The 17,799-nt window shown below is 75.8% G+C and carries 4 protein-coding genes; all 4 read right to left on the bottom strand.

What is annotated here, in order from left to right; translation table 11 throughout:
* Positions 1–34: 34 nt before the first annotated feature.
* The 4 genes from WME96_RS32195 to WME96_RS32210 all read right to left on the bottom strand — a co-directional run bounded on the left by WME96_RS32195 (position 35) and on the right by WME96_RS32210 (position 17,740).
* The gene (locus WME96_RS32195) at positions 35–3,307 is read right to left on the bottom strand and encodes a type I polyketide synthase (RefSeq protein WP_437285411.1); all 3,273 of its coding nucleotides are present in this window, start codon (positions 3,305–3,307) and stop codon (positions 35–37) included.
* The gene (locus WME96_RS32200) at positions 3,304–9,054 is read right to left on the bottom strand and encodes an SDR family NAD(P)-dependent oxidoreductase (RefSeq protein ID WP_437285412.1); all 5,751 of its coding nucleotides are present in this window, start codon (positions 9,052–9,054) and stop codon (positions 3,304–3,306) included. Before WME96_RS32200 ends, WME96_RS32195 begins: the two co-directional genes overlap by 4 nt.
* Positions 9,051–16,166, bottom strand: coding sequence for an acyltransferase domain-containing protein (locus WME96_RS32205; RefSeq protein WP_437285413.1), 7,116 nt, complete (start codon positions 16,164–16,166; stop codon positions 9,051–9,053). The genes WME96_RS32200 and WME96_RS32205 overlap by 4 nt, the downstream gene beginning before the upstream one ends.
* Positions 16,167–16,735: 569 nt before the next feature.
* Positions 16,736–17,740, bottom strand: a complete 1,005-nt coding sequence (locus WME96_RS32210; protein ID WP_437285414.1) for a PAS domain-containing protein — start codon at positions 17,738–17,740, stop codon at positions 16,736–16,738.
* Between the last annotated feature and the right edge of the window lie 59 nt (positions 17,741–17,799).

Consider the following 17,799-nt stretch of genomic DNA (forward strand, 5'->3'; position numbering starts at 1 on the left):
GTCTCCGCGGGCGCTCCGCGCGCCCGCGCGCCTGTCACCGACGCCCGTCGACCGCGCGCTCCGCCGGCGGCAGGTGCTCGAGCAGGTAGCGCGTGAGGAGCTGGACCGTCGGGTACTCGTACGCCAGCGTCGACGGCACCGGCTGGCCGGTGCGCGCGGACAGCTCGTGGCGCAGATCCACCGCCATGAGCGAGTCCATCCCGAGCTCGCGCAGCGGGAGATCCGTGGGGATGTCGCGCGCGTCGGGCAGCAGCAGGATCGCCGCCACGTCGGCCCGCACGGCGGCCTCGACCTCCGCCGTCCGCGCCTCGGCGGGGAGCGCCAGGAGCCGCTCGACCCACGGCGTCGGCGTCCCGGGCGCGCGCGCCGCCGGAGCGGCGCCGTCCAGCGCCGCGCCCGCGCTCTCCAGCGCCGCGCCGTCGCCCGCCGCCGCGAGGAGGCTCGCCGTCGCGGCGATGACGTTGGCCGCCGCGGCGACGCCGTCGCGCGCCATCGGGACGCCGTCGAGGAGCAGCGCGCTCGGGCGCGGATGGGCCGGCGCGACCTCGCGGCGCGGCGCCCGGGGCTCGGGCGGCGGGTTGAGCCAGTACCGCTGCCGCTGCCACGGATACGTCGGCAGCGGGACGAAGCGCCCCTCCGGGGTGAGCCGCCGGAAGTCCACCGCGGCGCCGCAGGCGTACAGCGCCCCGACCGACTGCATCAGGCACCGGAGCTCGTCCTTCCCCCGGCGCAGCGTGGGGATCGCGTGCCCCTCGGTCGCCGACGCGGCGAGGCACCGCTCCAGGTAGCCGGCGAGCACCGGCTGCGGCGCCACCTCCAGGAAGGCGCGGTGCTGCTCGGCGATCGCGGCCTCGACGGCGCGGGCGAGCTGCACCGGCTCCCGCATGTTCCGCGCCCAGTACACCGCGTCGAGCTCCCCGCCGGAGACGCGCGCTCCGGTCACGGTGCTGTACATCGGCAGCGACGCGCGCCGCCGCGCGACAGGGCCGAGCGCCGCGATGAGCTCGCCCGCGAGCGGCGTCATCTGCGGCGAGTGGAACGCGTAGTCGACGTTCAGCGAGCGGCACGCCACGCCCCGCTGCCCGAGGCGCTCCACGAGCTCCGCCAGCGCGGGCGCCTCGCCCGACAGCACCACCGAGCCGGGATCGTTGATCGCGGCCACGCAGACCCGGTCCTCGTACCCCTCGAGCGCGCGCGCCGCGTCCGCGGCGCTCAGCGAGACGGAGGCCATCTTCCCGCCGCCGGTCGCGCGCTGCATGATCCGCCCGCGGATCACCGCGAGCCGCACCGCCTCCTCCAGGCTCAGCACGCCGGCCACGTACGCGGCGGCGATCTCGCCCACGCTGTGCCCGATCACCGCGTCGGGCGCGACGCCCCACGCGCCGAGGAGCGCCGACAGCGCGACCTGGATGCCCAGGATCGCCGGCTGGGCCACCTCGGTCTCGTCGAGGCGCGCGCTCGCCTCCGGCGCGGCGAGCTCGCCCGCGAGCGAGAACGGGGCGTGCTGCTTCACGACCGCGTCGACCGCCTCGAGCGCCGCCCGGAAGACGGGCTCGGTCGCGAGCAGCGCGCGCCCCATACCCACCCACTGCGACCCCTGCCCCGAGAACACGAACGCGAGCCGGGTCCGCGACGCCGGGTTGGCCCGGCCCTTCGCGATCCCGGGGCGCGAGGCGCCGGAGGCGAGCGCCGCGAGCGCGTCGACCAGCTCCTCCGTGGAGCGGGCCACGATCGCCGCGCGGTGCTCGTGGTGGCTCCGCCGGACGGCCGCCGTGGCGGCGATGTCGTGCACGCTCGCCGCGCCGTCGCGCGGCGCCTCGGTCAGGCGGCGGTGGTAGGCCTGCGCCAGCGCGACGAGCGCGCCCGGGCTGCGGGCCGAGAGCGGCACCACGACCGCGGATCGCCGCTCGCCCGCGACAGCGGCCGCGGCGGGCGCGGGCGCCTCCTGCAGCACGACGTGCGCGTTGGTGCCGCTCAGCCCGAACGAGCTCACGCCGGCGATGCGGGGCTTGCCCCCCGCCGCCCAGGGCAGGTTCTGCGTGGGGATGACGAACGGGGTCCCGGCGAGATCGATCCTCGGGTTCAGCGTCCGGTAGTGCTGGTTGGCCGGGATGACCCCGTGCTCCATCGCGAGCACCGCCTTGATCAGCCCCGCGACGCCGGCCGCGGCCTCCAGGTGCCCGATGTTCGATTTGACCGCGCCGAGCGCGCACACGGAGCCGTCGTCCCGGGGCTGCCCGAGCACGCCGGCGAGCGCCTCCACCTCGATGGGATCGCCCAGCGAGGTCCCGGTCCCGTGGGTCTCGACGTAGCCGACGTCCGCGGGCGAGACGCGGGCGCTCTGCAGCGCCTGCCGGAGCATCGCCTGCTGCGCGAGGAGGTTCGGCGCGGTGAGGCCGGAGGAGCGGCCGTCCTGGTTGACCGCCGATCCGCGGATCAGCGCGAGGACGCGGTCGCCGTCCGCCAGCGCGTCGGACAGGCGCTTGAGCACCACGACGCCGCACCCCTCGCCGCGGACGAAGCCGTTCGCGCGCGCGTCGAACGTCTTGCAGCGCCCGTCGGGCGAGAGCGCCTTCAGCTGCTCGATGAGCCGCGTGATGAGCTGCGACAGGATGAGGTTGACCCCGCCGGCCAGCGCCAGCGTGCTCTCGCCCGCGCGCAGGCTCTGGCAGGCGAGGTGGACGGCGACGAGCGACGACGAGCACGCCGTGTCCACGGCCATGCTCGGCCCCTCCAGGCCGAGCGCGTAGGACAGCCGCCCGGCCGGGAAGCAGTGGCCGTTGCCCGTCGCGGCGTACGCGTCCTGCTCCTCCGGCGCCCCCGCGGCGCTGAGCAGCTGGTAGTCGTTCGTTGTGATGCCGACGAAGACGCCGGTGCGCGTCCCCGCCAGCCGATCGGCGGCGATGCCGGCGTGCTCCAGCGCCTCCCAGGCCACCTCGAGGAGCAGGCGCTGCTGCGGGTCCATCTTCACGGCCTCGCGCGGCGAGATCCCGAAGAAGTGCGCGTCGAACCCGTCGACTTCCTTCAGGAAAGCGCCCCAGGGCAGGACGTCGTACCCGGGTGGATCGAGCGCGAAGCGCCCGGGCGGCGCCTCGGACACGGCGTCGACGCCCGCCTCGAGCAGGCGGAAGTAGCGCTCCGGATCGTCCGCGCCGCCGGGGAAGCGGCAGCCCATGCCGATGATCGCGATCGGCTCGGTCTTCTCGCGCTCGACCGCGCGCAGCCTGGCCTCGAGCTCCTTGATGGCGGTCGCCGCCTTCAGCAGGCGTGAGAGGTACTCGTCTTCGGATATGGCGGAGGTGCTCATCGTCTCTCGCTCCCCAGGATCTCGTCCTGGCCGTTGTTCACGCGGTTCAGGGATTCATCGATGAACGCGAGGATCTGCTCCCGGCTGAGCTGCGCCGGAGGCGCGGCGCGCTGTGCGTCGCCGAGCGCCGCGCTCGCCTCGATCGGCGTGACGCGCGTCACGTCCGGCGCCGGCAGGTCCATCCTGTCGATCAGGTGCTGCGCCAGCGACGCCACCGTCGGGTAGGTGAACAGCAGCGCGACCGAGAGCCGGATCCCGAGGCTCGCCTCGAGGCGGTTGCGCAGCTCGAGGCCCATGAGCGAGTCGACGCCCAGGCTGCGGAACGTCGCCGTCGCGTCGACCAGGGACGGGCCGAGGTGGATGACGCGCCCGAGCTGCTCCCTGAGGTGCTCCTCGAGGAGCCGCGCGCGCTCCGCGGGCTCCGCCGCGATCAGCGCCTCGCCGAGGCGCGGCGCGCGGCCCGCGTCGGACGCCTCGCGCGCCTCGCGCGCCCTGCTCCGCTCCGCCTGCCGCAGCTCCGACAGGAAGGGAGCGCCCGCCGCGCTCGGGTAGAACTCGAGCCACTGGCGCAGATCCAGCCGGAGCACCGCGATCTGCGCCGGCGCGCCCTCGAGCAGCCGCCCCAGCGCCTCGAGCCCCTGCGCCGGCGTGAAGCCGCCGACCCCGCGGTGCGTGAGGCGGTCCCCGAGCCCCCGCGCCGCGACGCCGCCCGCCTCGGAGAACATGCCCCAGTTGATGGACAGCGCCGGGAGGCCGAGCGCGCGGCGGTGGTGCGCGAGCGCGTCGAGGAACGCGTTGGCCGCGGCGTAGCTGCCCTGCCCCGAGGGCCCGAGCAGCGAGGCAGCGGACGAGTACATCACGAAGAGGTCCAGCCCGCGGTCGCGCGTCGCCTCGTGCAGGTTCCACGCGCCCTGCACCTTGGGCGCCATCACCCGCCGGAAGCGCTCCGCGTCGAGCGAGAGCGCCGTGGCGTCCTCGAGCACCATGGCCGCGTGCACGACCCCGCGGAGCGGCGGCATCTGCGCGTCGATCTCGGAGAGCACCCGGGCCACGTCGTCGGGCCGCGACACGTCGCCGCGGAGTGCCAGCACCCGGGCCCCCTGGGCCTGCATGGCGTCGATCGCCGCCCGCGCCGCCTCCGGCGCGCCGCTCCGGCCGACGAGCGCGACGTGGCGGGCGCCCTGCGCGATCAGCCACCCGGCCAGGCCGAGCCCGAGGCCACCGAGCCCGCCGACGATCAGGTACGTGCCGTCCGCGCGCACGCCCGGCCGGGCCGGCGCCCCGCCGGCCCCGCGCCGCGCCGCGGCCGCGCACGCGGCGAAGGAGCTCCTCGCGAGGCGCGCCACGTACCGCCCGTCCGCGCGCAGCGCGATCTGGTCCTCCCCGTCGCTCGCGCAGATCGCGCCGAGCAGGGCGCGCGCGGCCTCGTCGGCGGCCCAGACCGGGTCGAGGTCCACGCGCGCGCAGCCGATCTCCGGGTGCTCCATGGCGAGGGTGCGCCCGAGCCCCCAGAGCGGTGCCTGCGCCACGCACAGCGGCGAGGCCCCGGCCCCCGCGGGCTGCGCCCCGCGCGTGACGAGCCACGCCGGCGGCGGGTCGCGCCACCTGCGCTGGAGGACCGCCTGCGCCAGGTAGAGCGCGCTCAGGCTCCCGAGGCGCTGATCCGCCTCGAGCGTCGCCGCGGTCGTGGCGTCCGCCGCGGTCGCGTCCAGGCTGAAGAGGTGCACCACCCCGCGGCACGCCGCGTCGCCGCCGAGCGCGTCGTGGAGCAGCGCGCGGTAGCCCTCGGGATCGGCCGGATCCACCTCGAAGAGCGCCGGCTCCACGCGGCGGTAGCGCGCGCCCGCGGCGACCCGCACGCACGCCTCCCCTCGCCCCTCGAGCAGCGACGCCAGGGCCTCCCCCGTGCCGCCGCGATCCATGAAGATCACCCAGGCGCCCGCGGACGGCGCGGCGGCCCTCGCCGGCGCTTCCTGGAGATCGCCGGCCCGGCGCCAGTCGAGCGCGATCAGCCACTCCTCCGCGGGATGGCGCCCGGCGAGCGCGCCGGCAGCGATCCGCTGCGCGCGCAGCCCCCGGACCTCGGCGACGACCTGCCCGTCGTCCTGGAGGATCCGCAGATCCCCCACGGGCGGCCCGACCTCTCCGGCCTCGCGCGGGCGCAGGCGCGCGTGCACCCACGCCGTCCGGGTGGGGCGCTGGTGGACCCGCGCGAGCTCGACCCCCACCGGGACCAGCGCGCCGTCGCCCGCGCGCGGCGCGTCGTCGGCGAGGAACAGCCGGGCCAGCACCTGGAAGCAGGCGTCCAGGAGGGCGGGGTGGAGCCGGTACGCCGCCGCCGACGACGCCACGCCGTCCGGCGCGCGCACCCGGCCGAGCGCCTCGCGCTCGCCGAGCCAGAGCTGCTCCAGGCCCTGGAAGCTCGCGCCGTACTGGATCGCGATCGCGCGCATCCGCTCGTGGTGCTCCGCGGCCGAGACGGCCGTTGGGCAGCGCGCCCTGATGTCGCCGATGTCGCCGATGTCGCCGACGTCGCCCGCCGCCTCGCGCAGCCGCGCCTCGGCGCCGCCGGGCGGCTGCGCGAGCACGCTGCCGGCGGCGTGGCGCGTCCAGCCGCCGCCCTCGTCGTCCCGCGTGAACACCTGGAACGAGGCGCGGCCCGCGCCGTCGTCGACGAGCGCGACGTGGACCGACCGCGCGCCCGCCTCCGGGAACGCCAGCATGCGCTCGAACGTCACGTCCTCGACCGCGCGCGCCCCTTCGCCGTGGACCTCCGCCGCCGCGGCGAGCGCCATCTCGAGGTAGGCCGCGCCGGGCAGGACGATCTCGCCCTCGACCCGGTGGTCCGCCAGGTAGCCGAGCGCCCCGTCGGGGCTCAGGTCCCGCTCCCAGAAGCGCGCGTTGGGCTGCGTGGCGACCGAGAACGACGCGCCGAGGAGCGGGTGCGCCGCCGCCTCGCCGCGCGCCCGCCGCGGCGTCCGGGGCGCGCCGGGCGGCCGCGCGCCCGCGTCGATCCAGTGCCGCTCGCGCTCGAACGGGTAGGTCGGCAGCGGGACGCAGCGGCCCCGCGCGGGAAACAAACGCGCCCACGCCACCGGGTAGCCGCGCGCGTAGAGCGTCGCGAGCGACTCCAGCAGCACGCGCCGCGCCCCCTGGTCCCGGCGCAGCGACGGCACCGCCGCCCCCCCGCGGTCGCCGTGGCGCAGCGCCTCCTCGACGGCGGGGAGCAGCACCGGGTGCGGGCTCATCTCCACGAAGACCGCGTGGCCGCCCTCGAGCAGCTCCTCCACCGCCTGGCAGAACAGCACCGGCTCCCGCAGGTTCCGCGCCCAGTAGCCGGCGTCGAGCGCCTCGTCGTCGCACCAGCCGCCCGTCACCGTCGACCGCATCGCCACGCGGGGCGGCCCCGGCGCGATCTCGCGGAGCGCCTCGAGCAGCTCGCCGCGGAGCGGCTCCACCTGCGGGCTGTGCGACGCCACGTCCACCTTGATCTGCCGGCAGAAGACGCCCTGCCCCGAGAGCGCCGCGAGCACCTCCTCCAGCGCCTCCGGCGCACCGGCCAGCACCGTGGATCGCGGGCTGTTGCTCGCCGCGACCGACAGCCTGTCCCGGTGGCCGGCGATCGCCGCCTCGGCTTCATCGAGCGGCAGCTCCACGACCGCCATCGCCCCGCGCCCGCTCAGCCGGCGCAGCAGCCTGCTCCGGCGGCAGATGACCCGCGCCGCGTCGTCCAGGCTCAGCGCGCCGGCGACGTGCGCGGCCGCCGCCTCGCCCATGCTGTGGCCGACCACCGCGTCGGGCTCCACGCCCCACGACCGCCACAGCGCCGCGAGCGCGACCTCCATCGCGAACAGCGCCGGCTGGACGACGTCGATCTGCCCGAGCCGCGAGCGGCCCTCGTCCGCGCCCAGCTCGTCGAGGAGCGACCACCCGGTCTCCCGCCGGATCGCCGCGTCGCACGCCTCGATCGCCTCGCGGAACACAGGCTCGCTCGCGAGCAGATCGCGCCCCATGCCCGGCCACTGCGACCCCTGGCCCGGGAACACGAACACCACCTTCGGCCGCTGCTCCGCGCTCGCCTGGCCGCGCGCGAGCCCCGCGCGCTCCTCCCCGCCCGCGGCCGCGTCGAGCAGCGCGCAGAGCTCCTCGCGCGAGCGCGCCACCGCCGCCAGGCGGTGCTCGTGGTGCCCGCGCCGGACCGCCGCGGTGTAGGCGACGTCCCGGAGCGACACCGCCCCCGCGCGGCCCCCGTCGGCCAGGAAGTCCCGGTACGACCGCGCCAGCGCGAGGAGCGCCCCCGGGCTCCGCGCGGACAGCGGGACGACGACCGCGGGCGCGTCCGCCTCATCGAGCGCGGCGCCGTCGCCCGCGGCCGCCGGCGGGCGCGGCGCCTCCTCCAGCACGGCGTGGGCGTTGGTCCCGCTCATCCCGAACGAGCTCACCCCCGCCAGCCGGCGCCGCGCCCCCGGCCGCCACGGGACGGGCTCGGTCGGGATGACGAACGGCGTTTTCTCCAGCGATATCCGCGGGTTGAGCGCCTTGAAGTGCAGGTTCGCCGGGATCGCCTCGCGCTGCAGCGCGAGCACCGCCTTGATGACGCCAGCGACCCCGGCGGCCGCCTCGAGGTGCCCGATGTTCGTCTTCACCGCCCCGAGGACGCAGGTGGAGCCGTCCTCGCGCGGCCCGCCGATCACGTCGGACAGCGCCTCCATCTCGACCGGATCGCCGAGCGGCGTCCCGGTCCCGTGCGCCTCGATGTACCCGAGGTCCGCGGCGGAGACGCCGGCGCTCTCGAGCGCCTGCCGCAGGAGGGCCTTCTGCGCGAGGACGCTCGGCGCCGTCAGGCCCGTGGAGCGGCCGTCCTGGTTCACGGCCGAGCCGCGGATCACCGCGAGCACCGGGTCGCCGTCGGCGAGGGCGTCCGAGAGCCGCTTCAGCACGATCATCCCGCAGCCCTCGCCGCGCACGAAGCCGTTCGCCTGGGCGTCGAACGTCTTGCAGCGCCCGTCGACGGAGAGCGCCTGCGACGCGACGAGCGCCTGCGTCAGCCACGGCGCGAGCATGAGGTTCACGCCGCCCGCCACGGCGAGCGAGCTCTCCCCGGCGCGCAGGCTCTGGCAGGCGAGGTGGATCGCGACGAGCGACGACGAGCACGCCGTGTCCACGGCCATGCTCGGGCCCTGCAGCCCGAGCACGTAGGACAGCCGCCCGGCCGGGAAGCAGTGCCCGGTGCCGGTGATGGCGTACATGTCCAGCGCCGCGTCCGCCGCCGCGCAGACCCGGTCGTAGTCCGTCATCACGACGCCCACGAACACCCCGGCCCGCGTCCCCGCGAGCCGCTCCGGCGGCTGCCCCGCGCGCTCCAGCGCCTCCCAGGTCACCTCGAGCAGCAGGCGCTGCTGCGGGTCCATGCTCTTCGCCTCGCGCGGCGTGATCCCGAAGAAGCGCGCGTCGAAGAGGTCCACGTCCTTCACGAACGCGCCCCAGCGCGCGGCGCGCTGCTCGGCCCCGCCGGGCTCCGGCGCGTCGACGGGCCACCGCGCCGCCGGGACCTCGGTCACCGCGTCGCGCTTCTGCTCGAGCAGCTCCCAGAACGCCTCCGGGGTCGCGGCGCCGGGGAAGCGGCACGCCATCCCGACGATCGCGATCGGCTCGGTCCTCGCGCGCACCTCGGCGTCGAGCTTCGCCTGCAGCTTCTTGATGGTGAGGAGCGCCTGCTTGACGACAGGCAGTTGTTCGCTGCTCATCCGACCGGCCCTCCCGCGACGGACAGGATGCTCTGGAGCAGCAGCTCCTCGGCCCTGTCGTCCGACATGCCCGCGATCTCTTCCTCGAGGCCCGACAGCAGATCGGCCGGCGCGGCGGCGCCTCCGCTCCCGGGTGCGCGCTGCGCCGCCTCTGCCGGGCGCGGCGCGGGCCCGAGCTCGCGCAGCAGGTGGTCGCTGAGCGACGCCACGTCGCCGTAGGTGAACAGCAGCGCGGCCGACAGCTTGAGCCCCGTGCTCGACTCCAGCCGGTTCCGGAGCTCGATGGCCATGAGCGAGTCGAGGCCGAGGCTCCTGAACGGCGCGAGCCGCGGGATGCGGGACGCGTCCTGGCGCAGGCTCTTGCCGAGCTCCTCGCGCACGTGCTGCTCCACGACGGCCGCGCGACGCTCGGGCCGAGCGCCCTCCAGCGCCGCCTTCAGGCGCGACGGCGCTGGCGCCGCCTCCTCGGGGCCGCGCTCCGCGCTCAGGAGCTCCGACAGGAGCGGCGCGCCCGCCGCGCTCGGATAGAACTCGACCCACTGGCGCAAGTTCAGGTCGATCGCCCCGATCTCGGGCAGATCGGCGGCGAGCACCCGCTCCAGCACCTCGGCGCCCTGCGCGGGCGTGAAGCTGCCGATCCCCCGGTGCGACGGCCGCGGCGCCGGGCGCTGCGGCGCCGCGTCCGGGCCGCGCGCCGCGAGATCACCCCAGTGGACGCTCAGCGCCGGGAGCCCGCTCGCGCGCCGGTGCTGGGCGAGCGCGCCGAGGAGCGCGCTCGCCGCCGCGTCGGCGGCCTGCCCGGGATGGCCGATCAGCGACGCGCCGGACGCGTACAGGACGAAGAGGTCGAGCCCGCGCGCGCGGGTCGCGGCGTGCAGGTTCCACGCGCCCAGCGCCCTCCGGACCAGCCCGTCGCGGAGGCGCGCCGCGTCGAGGTCCAGCGCGGCCCCGTCCTCGAGCGCCTCGGGCGCGAGGAGGATCCCCCGGAGCGGGGGCGCGCTCCGATCGATCTCCGCCAGCACCCTGGCCACGTCGTCGGGCCGCGCCACGTCGGCGCGCACGACCCGCACCGCGGCGCCCGCCGCCTCGAGCGCCGCCCTGGCGCTGGCCCAGGCCGCCGTGGGGGTGTCGTCCTCGGCGACGAGCGCGAGGTGGCGGGCCCCCTGCGCGACCATCCAGGCGGCCGCCGACATCGCCACGCCCCCGAGGCCTCCGGCGATCAGGTACGAGCCCTCGCCGTCGAGGCGCGCGCCCCCTTCCGCGAGCAGCTCCGGCGCGGCGCGCGCGAGGCGCGCCACGTGGCGGCCGCTCGACCGGAGCGCGACGTCGCCCTCTCCGTCCGTCGCCTCGATCTCTCGCAGCAGCGCGAGCGCGTCCTCCCGCGCGGCCGCGCCCCCGCCGTCCGGCCTCAGGTCGACGCGCGCGCACCCGAGCTCCGGCTGCTCGACGGCCAGCGTCCGGCCGAGCCCCCACAGCGGCGCCTGCGCCACCGACACGGCCGCAGAGCCCGCGCCCACCGCCTGGGCGCCGCGCGTCACCAGCCAGAGCTTCGGCGTGTCGCGCCACCCCATGCGCAGCAGCGCCTGCGCGAGGCGCAGCGCGCTCGGCGCGCCGAGCGCCTGATCCGCGGCGAGCGCCTCCGCCGTCGCCTCCTGCGCCGCGGCGTCGAGGCTCCACAGGTGCAGCGCGCCGCGCGGCGCGGGCTGGCCGGCGAAGGCGTCGCGGAGCGCCGCCTGGATCGCGCCGGGGTCCGAGGGGTCGGCGGCGTAGAGATCCGGCCCGAGGCGCGCGTACCGGTCGCCCGCCGCGATCCGCACGCACCGCTGGCCGCGCTCGCGCAGCAGGGACTCGAGCGCGTCGGCCGTCCCCCCGCTGTCGCCGAGCAGCACCCAGGCGCCGGGCGGCAGCGCGCGCGGCGCGCGCTGCGCCTCGGCCGCGAGGTCCTTCCGCCGCCACGCGACGCCGTACAGCCACGCGTCGGCGGCGTGACGCCGCGCCGGCGCCCGCGGGGAGAGCCGCCGGAGGCGCAGCCCCTCGGCGTCCGCCACGGTCTGCCCCGCGTCGTCGAGCAGGCGCAGATCCAGGGTGACCTCGCCGGCCTCGCCGCCGTCTCCGGAGCGCAGCCGGCCGTGCGCCCAGAGCGCCGCTCCCGGGCTCCGAAGCACGCGCAGGCGCTCCAGCGCGACAAGCACCGTCATGGCGCCGGCCGGCGCCGCGGCGAGGTCGAGCAGCCCTGCCGCGGCCTGGAAGCACGCGTCGAGCAGCGCGGGGTGCACGCGGTAGGCGGGCGCCTCCTCGCCCAGCGCTCCCGGCATGCGCACGCGCCCGAGGACCTCCCCCTCGCCGATCCAGAGCCGCTCCAGGCCCCGGAAGCTCTCGCCGAACGACAGCCCCGCCGCGCCGAGGCGCTCGTAATGGTCCGCCCCGCCGATCTCGCGCGGGCACCGCGCCTGGATCGCCCGCGGCGCCTCGCCGACCGGCGCCGCGCCCGCGGCCCCTTCGCGCCACCGCAGCCTCCCGGCCGCGTGCCGGGCCCAGGCTCCGCCGTCGAGGCTCGACACGGCGAACGCCGCCTCCCCGGCGCCGTCCTCCGTGACGACGAGCTGGGCTCTCCGCCCGCCCTCCGGCGGGAGCACGAGCATCCGCTCGAACACGACCGCCTCGATCGCCACCTCGGCGGCGCCGCGCAGCTCGGCCGCCGCCGACAGGGCCATCTCCACGAAGGCGGCCCCCGGCAGCACCACGTCCTGCTGGAGGCGGTGATCCGCGAGGTAGGGCAGCCGATCGACGCCGATCTCCTGCTCCCAGAAATGGGTCCCCGGCTGCATCGACGAGCTGAGGCGGCGGCCGAGGAGCGGGTGCCCGGGCTCCGCGCCGCCCGTCGCCGCGGCGCGGGCCGGGGCGCGAGACGCGCCGTCGTCGATCCAGTACCGCTCGCGCTGCCACGGGTAGCTCGGCAGCCGGACCGCGCGGCCGCCCTCGGGGAACAGCCGCCTGAAATCCACCGGGTGGCCGTGCGCGTACACGGCCCCGAGCGCCGCGAGGATCGTCCGCCGCTCGTCGTGGCCACGGCGCAACGACCCGAGGGCCACGCCCTCGTGCCCCCCGTCCCGCAGCCCCTCCTCGATCGCGGGCACGAGGATCGGGTGCGGGCTCATCTCCAGGAACAGCGCGTGGCCGTCGCGGGCGAGCCGCGACACCGCCGGCGAGAACAGCACCGGATCCCGCAGGTTCCGGACCCAGTACGCCGCGGTGAGCTCGGCGCCCTGGCCGATCTCCCCCGTCACCGTCGAGACGATCGGCACCAGCGCGTCTGCCGGCGCCACCTCCGCCAGCGCCTCCCGGAGCTCGTCGAGCAGGGGATCGACGTGCTGGCTGTGCGAGGCCACGTCCACCTTGATCCAGCGCCAGAAGACGCCGCGCCGCTCGATCCCGGCCAGGATGTCCTCCAGCGCGCCCCGGTCTCCGGACAGCACCGTCGACCTCGGGCTGTTGCTCGCCGCCACCGAGGCGCGCTCCTCGTGGCCGCGGAGGGCGCTGGCCGCCTCGGCGAGCGGCAGCTCGACGAGCGCCATGGCGCCGCCCGCGCGGAGCCGCCCGAGGAGCCGGCTGCGGCGGCAGATGACGCGCGCCGCGTCCTCCAGCGAGAGCGCCCCCGCGACGTGCGCCGCCGCGACCTCGCCCATGCTGTGGCCCACCACCGCGTCGGGCTCGACCCCCCACGACCGCCACAGCGCCGCGAGGGCCACCTCCACCGCGACGAGCGCGGGCTGCACGACGTCGATCCGGTCGAGCCGCGAGCGTCCCTCGTCGGCGCCGAGCTCCTCGAGGAGCGACCAGCCGAGCTCGCGCCGGATCGCCCCGTCCCACGCCTCGAGCGTCGCCCGGAAGACCGGCTCGGCCTCCGCGAGCGCGCGCCCCATCCCGACCCACTGCGAGCCCTGGCCCGGGAAGACGAAGGCGATCTTCGGCCGCCTCCCCGGGCTCCGCTCGCCGCGGGCGACGCCCTCGCGCGGCTCGCCCCGCGCGAGGGCGTCGAGCAGCTCGGCGAGCTCCTCCCGCGATCGGGCCACGATCGACGCGCGGCAGTCGTGGTGGCTGCGCCGGACGCCCGCGGTGTAGGCGAGATCGCGGAGGCTCGGGCCCTCCTCCGCCGGCGTCTCTCGGACGAGGTCCCGCCACGCCTCCGCCAGCGCCGCGAGCGCCTCGGGCCGGTGCGCCGACAGCGCCACGAGCTGCGGCGGCTCCTCGCCGGCCGGATGGAGCGCCTCCCAGCGCACCGGCTGGCCGGCGGCGTGGAGCGCCCCGAGCGACTCGAGCAGCGCGGCGCGCTCGTCCTCGCCCCGGCGCAGGGAAGGCAGGACGATCGCCTGCCGGCCGGCGTGCTCGGCGCACGCCTGGATCGCGCGGCTCGCCATCGGCGCGGGGCTGACCTCGAGGAAGGTGGTGTACCCCTCCCGCGCGAGCTGCGACGCCGCGTCGGCGAAGAGCACCGGATCGGCGAGGTTCCGCACCCAGTGCTCGGCGTCGAACCGCGCGCCGTCGAGGAGCGAGCCGGTCACGCCGGAGGCGATCGGCACCGACGCCGGGCCGGGCCTCACCCCGCGCAGGCATTGGAAGAGCTCCTCCCGAAGGGCGTCGATCTGCGCCGTGTGCGGCGCGACCTCGATGTGCACGCGGCGGCAGAAGACGCCCTGCCCGGAGAGCGCCGCGAGCAGCTCGGAGAGCGCCTCCGGGTCCCCCGCCACGACCGTCGACGCCGGGCTCTCGCGCACCGCGCGGCACAGGCGCCCCTCATAGGCGGAGAGCGCCCTTCCGGCGTCCTCCCACGGCAGCGCCACGAGCCCCATCGCGCCGCGGCCGCGGAGCCGCGCGATCAGCCGGCTCTGCTCGCAGGTCACCAGGATGGCGTCCTCCAGGCTCAGCACGCCGGCGACGTGCGCCGCCGCGCACTCCCCGACGCTGTGCCCCACCACGGCGGCGGGCTCGACGCCCCACGAGCGCCACAGCGCCGCGAGCGCGACCTCGACGGAGACGATGGCGGGCACGGACACGTCGATCGCGTCGAGCCACGGCCCGCCCTGGCCTGCCGCGAGGAGCGCGAGCAGCGACCAGCCCAGGTGCTCCTGGATGATCGCGTCGCACCGCTCCACGACCGCCCGGAACACGGGCTCGCGGTGCAGGAGCGATCGGCCCATCCCGGCCCATTGCGATCCCTGGCCGGGGAACACGAAGACGGGCCTCGGGCGCTGATCGGACGGCGCGTGGCCCACCGCCAGCCCGGGCCTCGCCTCGCCCGCGAGGTACCCTTCGAGCAGCCCCCGGAGCTCGCCAGGAGAGCGCGCCGCCGCCGCGAGGCGGTGCGGCCCGTCGCTCGAGCGCGCCGCCGCCCGGCGGCACATCCTCGAGAGGGGCGCGAGGTCTCCCGACGCCGCGAGGTCGTCGAGGACCTCACCGGCGAGCGCGCGCAGGGCGCCGGGGCTCCCGGCGGAGAGCGGGAGCAGCTCTGCCTGGGAGGGCCACGGCCCCTCGAGCACGACATGGCAGTTCGTCCCGCCGATGCCGAACGAGCTGACCCCCGCGAGCGCGGGCCTCTCCGGCTCGGGCCAGGCGCGGAGATCGCGCTGCACCGCGAGGCGCAGATCGTCGAAGGGAATATGAGGGTTGGGCGTCTCGAAATGGAGGCTCGGCGGCAGCTCCCTGTGTCTGAGGCAGAGCGCCACCTTGATGAGCCCCGCCACGCCCGCTGCGGACTCGAGGTGACCGATGTTGGTCTTCACCGATCCGACGAGGAGCGGCCTCTCCGCCGGACGGCCCGCGCCGAGCACCGCGCCGAGCGCCCTGGCCTCGATCGGATCGCCGAGCAGGGTCCCAGTTCCGTGCGCCTCCACGTAATGGACCCCGGCGGGCTCGACGCCGGCCCGCGCATACGCCGCCCGGAGCAGCGCCTCCTGGGCGGCGGGGTTGGGCGCTGTCAGGCCGTTGCTGGCGCCGTCGTTGTTGACCGCGCTGCCGCGGATCACGCAATAGATGGGGTCTCCGTCGCGAATGGCCTGCGCGAGGGGCTTGAGCGCGACAACGCCGCCTCCCTCCCCCCGGACGTACCCGCTCGCGCGCGCGTCGAAGGTGAAGCACCGCCCGCCCGGCGACAGCGCGCCGAACTTGGACACGCCGATCGTGCTCTCCGGGATGAGGTTCAGGTTCACGCCGCCGGCGAGCGCCAGCGTCGATTCGCCCCGACGGAGGCTCTCGCACGCGAGGTGGACCGCCACGAGCGAGGCGGAGCACGCCGTGTCCACGGAGAGGCTCGGCCCCTCCAGGCCGAGCGCGTACGAGACGCGGTTGGCCACGATGCTGTGATGGAAGCCGATCGCCGAGTGCTGGGTCAGGGCCTCGGGCCCCGCGCGGTGGACCAGCATTCCATAGTCCATCCAGGCCACCCCGAAGAACACGCCGGTCCGGCTCCCCTTGAGCTCCCCGGCGGCGATCCCCGCGTCCTCGAGCGCCTCCCAGGACAGCTCGAGCATCAGCCTTTGCTGGGGGTCCATGTGGACTGCCTCTCTCGGGGAGATGCCGAAGAACTGCGGATCGAACTGGTCGACGTGGTCCAGGAACCCGCCAGAGCGGGTATTCATCTTGCCTGGCGCCGAGACGTCGGCGTCGAAGAGCGCGTCCGGATCCCACCGCGACCGCGGCGCCTCCGTGATCGCGTCCACTCCCTCGCGGAGCAGCCGCCAGAAGGCGCCGGGGCTCGGGGCCCCGGGGAAGCGGCAGGCCATGCCGACGATCGCAATCGGCTCTGCCTCGTTTGCCGCGGCGATCCCCGCGGGTCGGCGCGGGGCCGCGGGCGCCGCGCCCGCTGGCGAGGCGAGGTGGCGCGCCAGGGCGTCCGGGGTCGAGTGCTCCCAGATCAGGAGGGGTGATAGAGGGCGACCGAGCATCCGCGAGAGCTCGTCGATCAGGACAGCGGCGCCCTGCGAGTCGATTCCATAACGACTGAATTGTTCGTGAGCATTCACGAACCGCGGGGCGACGCCTCGCGTCGTCGCAATGCGATCGACGAGCCAATCCCGGATGAGCTCCGTTGTGCGGGCCACACTTTGTACTTGCATGTGGATGCCTCGGCTTCGGGCAGCAAGTGGATGAATGTTCGGCGCGAGACGCTCGAAATCGAGCGCAAAGTCAGGCGCGAGCAAGGCAAACGCTATCCCTGGGACAGCGCTATCCCCTCAGCGCCGCCCAACGGCCGCCCCCGCTCGCTTGCCGAGAGAGCTTGTCTCGCAATCCAGAGCTCGGCCACTCACTATCGAACAAAGCAGTGCAACAGCGTACAGAGTAAAGACGTTTTATCTAAGCGAGTCGGCGTGTAGGTGAAATGCGCCGAACAGAAGCGACCATGAGTGTCGCTTGCCTGACGGGTCGTCACTCGCGGTCTCCAGACGCGGGCCTCCACGACGCGCGCCGCCCCTTCGCTCGCGGCGCGGCGCCGGATGGCGCACGATTTCGACGTCAGGATGCGTGAATTTTCGCGGTGCAGCCGCAACAGGGGAGATCGGGCGCGTGCGGCGCGGCGCCGGTCCGGCGGCGCAGGAGGGTAAAGAAGTCGAGCTACCGCGGTCGCGGCGCCGGGGCGTCATCAAGACGCCGGGCGACCGCGGCGCAGAAGGATGAAGAGATAGGACTACCGCGGAGCCAGCGGCGCAGCGCCGTTGGCCGGGTTCGCCTGGAGAACGCCGTTGCTGGTCGCGGGGCTACCCGGGCGTGCTGGCATCTTGTTCGTGCTGCCGTCGCCGGCCCTCATCGCATAACTGATGCCGCTCGCCAGCGTGCCCAGGGTAACAATACCGTCCAGGCTGGATTCCAGGCCCACGAGCGTTCGCGCCACGGCCGGGGTGATGCCGGTGAGCACCACGCGAGCCCCGAGCAGCCGCGCCGCTCGAGCGGCGCTCACGAGCGCATTGGCGACCTGGGTGTCCACGAAGCGAACGCCGGTGATGTCGAGGATGGCGGTGTGGGCGCTCTGCTGGGAGATCCCATCGAGCAGCGTCTCGAGGATCTCGCGGGCCCGCATGCTATCGATGGTCCCCACGAGCGGCATCGCGAGCACCCCCGGCCCGAGCGGCACGAGCGGCGTCGACAGCTCGCGGATCGCGGCCTGCTGCGCCCTGATCACCTGCTCCTTCATCGAGAGGCGATCGAGCTCCGAACGTTTGAGGTCGGTGAGGTCCGTGACGAAGGCGCCCACCCCGAGCGGCGCGCCCTTCGTATCGTAAATGGGAAACTTGATGGTGTAGAAGTAGCGGGTCCCGGACGGGTCCGGCAGCTCCTGCTCGTATTCGAGGGGCTTGCCGCTGGCGAGGACCTCCACCTCCTCCGAGATCATCTTCTCGGCGATCTCCGGGGGGAAGATGTCGCGCTCGCTGCGACCGAGGGCCTGGTCGGGCGTCATCTGCTGGTATTGCGCCGCGAGCCTGCTGATCGCCACGTAGCGATGCTCGAGGTCCTTGATGAAGAAGATGTTGGGGGCGTGATTGACGAGGGCGACGAGGTAGTCATAGCCGTGCTGCCCGACGCTCGGGGAGACGACACGCTCCTCGACGCCAGCCCTCGAGTCGTCGCGCGGCGCCGACTCCAGCTCAGCGATGCGGCCGCGGAGGCGCGCGATCTCGGCCTTGAGCTCGTCCACGCTCGACTCCGCCGCGGTCGCCTCCTCGCCGGAGGGAGCCGGGGCTCCCGCTGCTGACT

The sequence above is a fragment of the Sorangium sp. So ce406 genome, from assembly GCF_051474675.1.
GTDB lineage: Bacteria > Myxococcota_A > Polyangia > Polyangiales > Polyangiaceae > Sorangium > Sorangium cellulosum_G.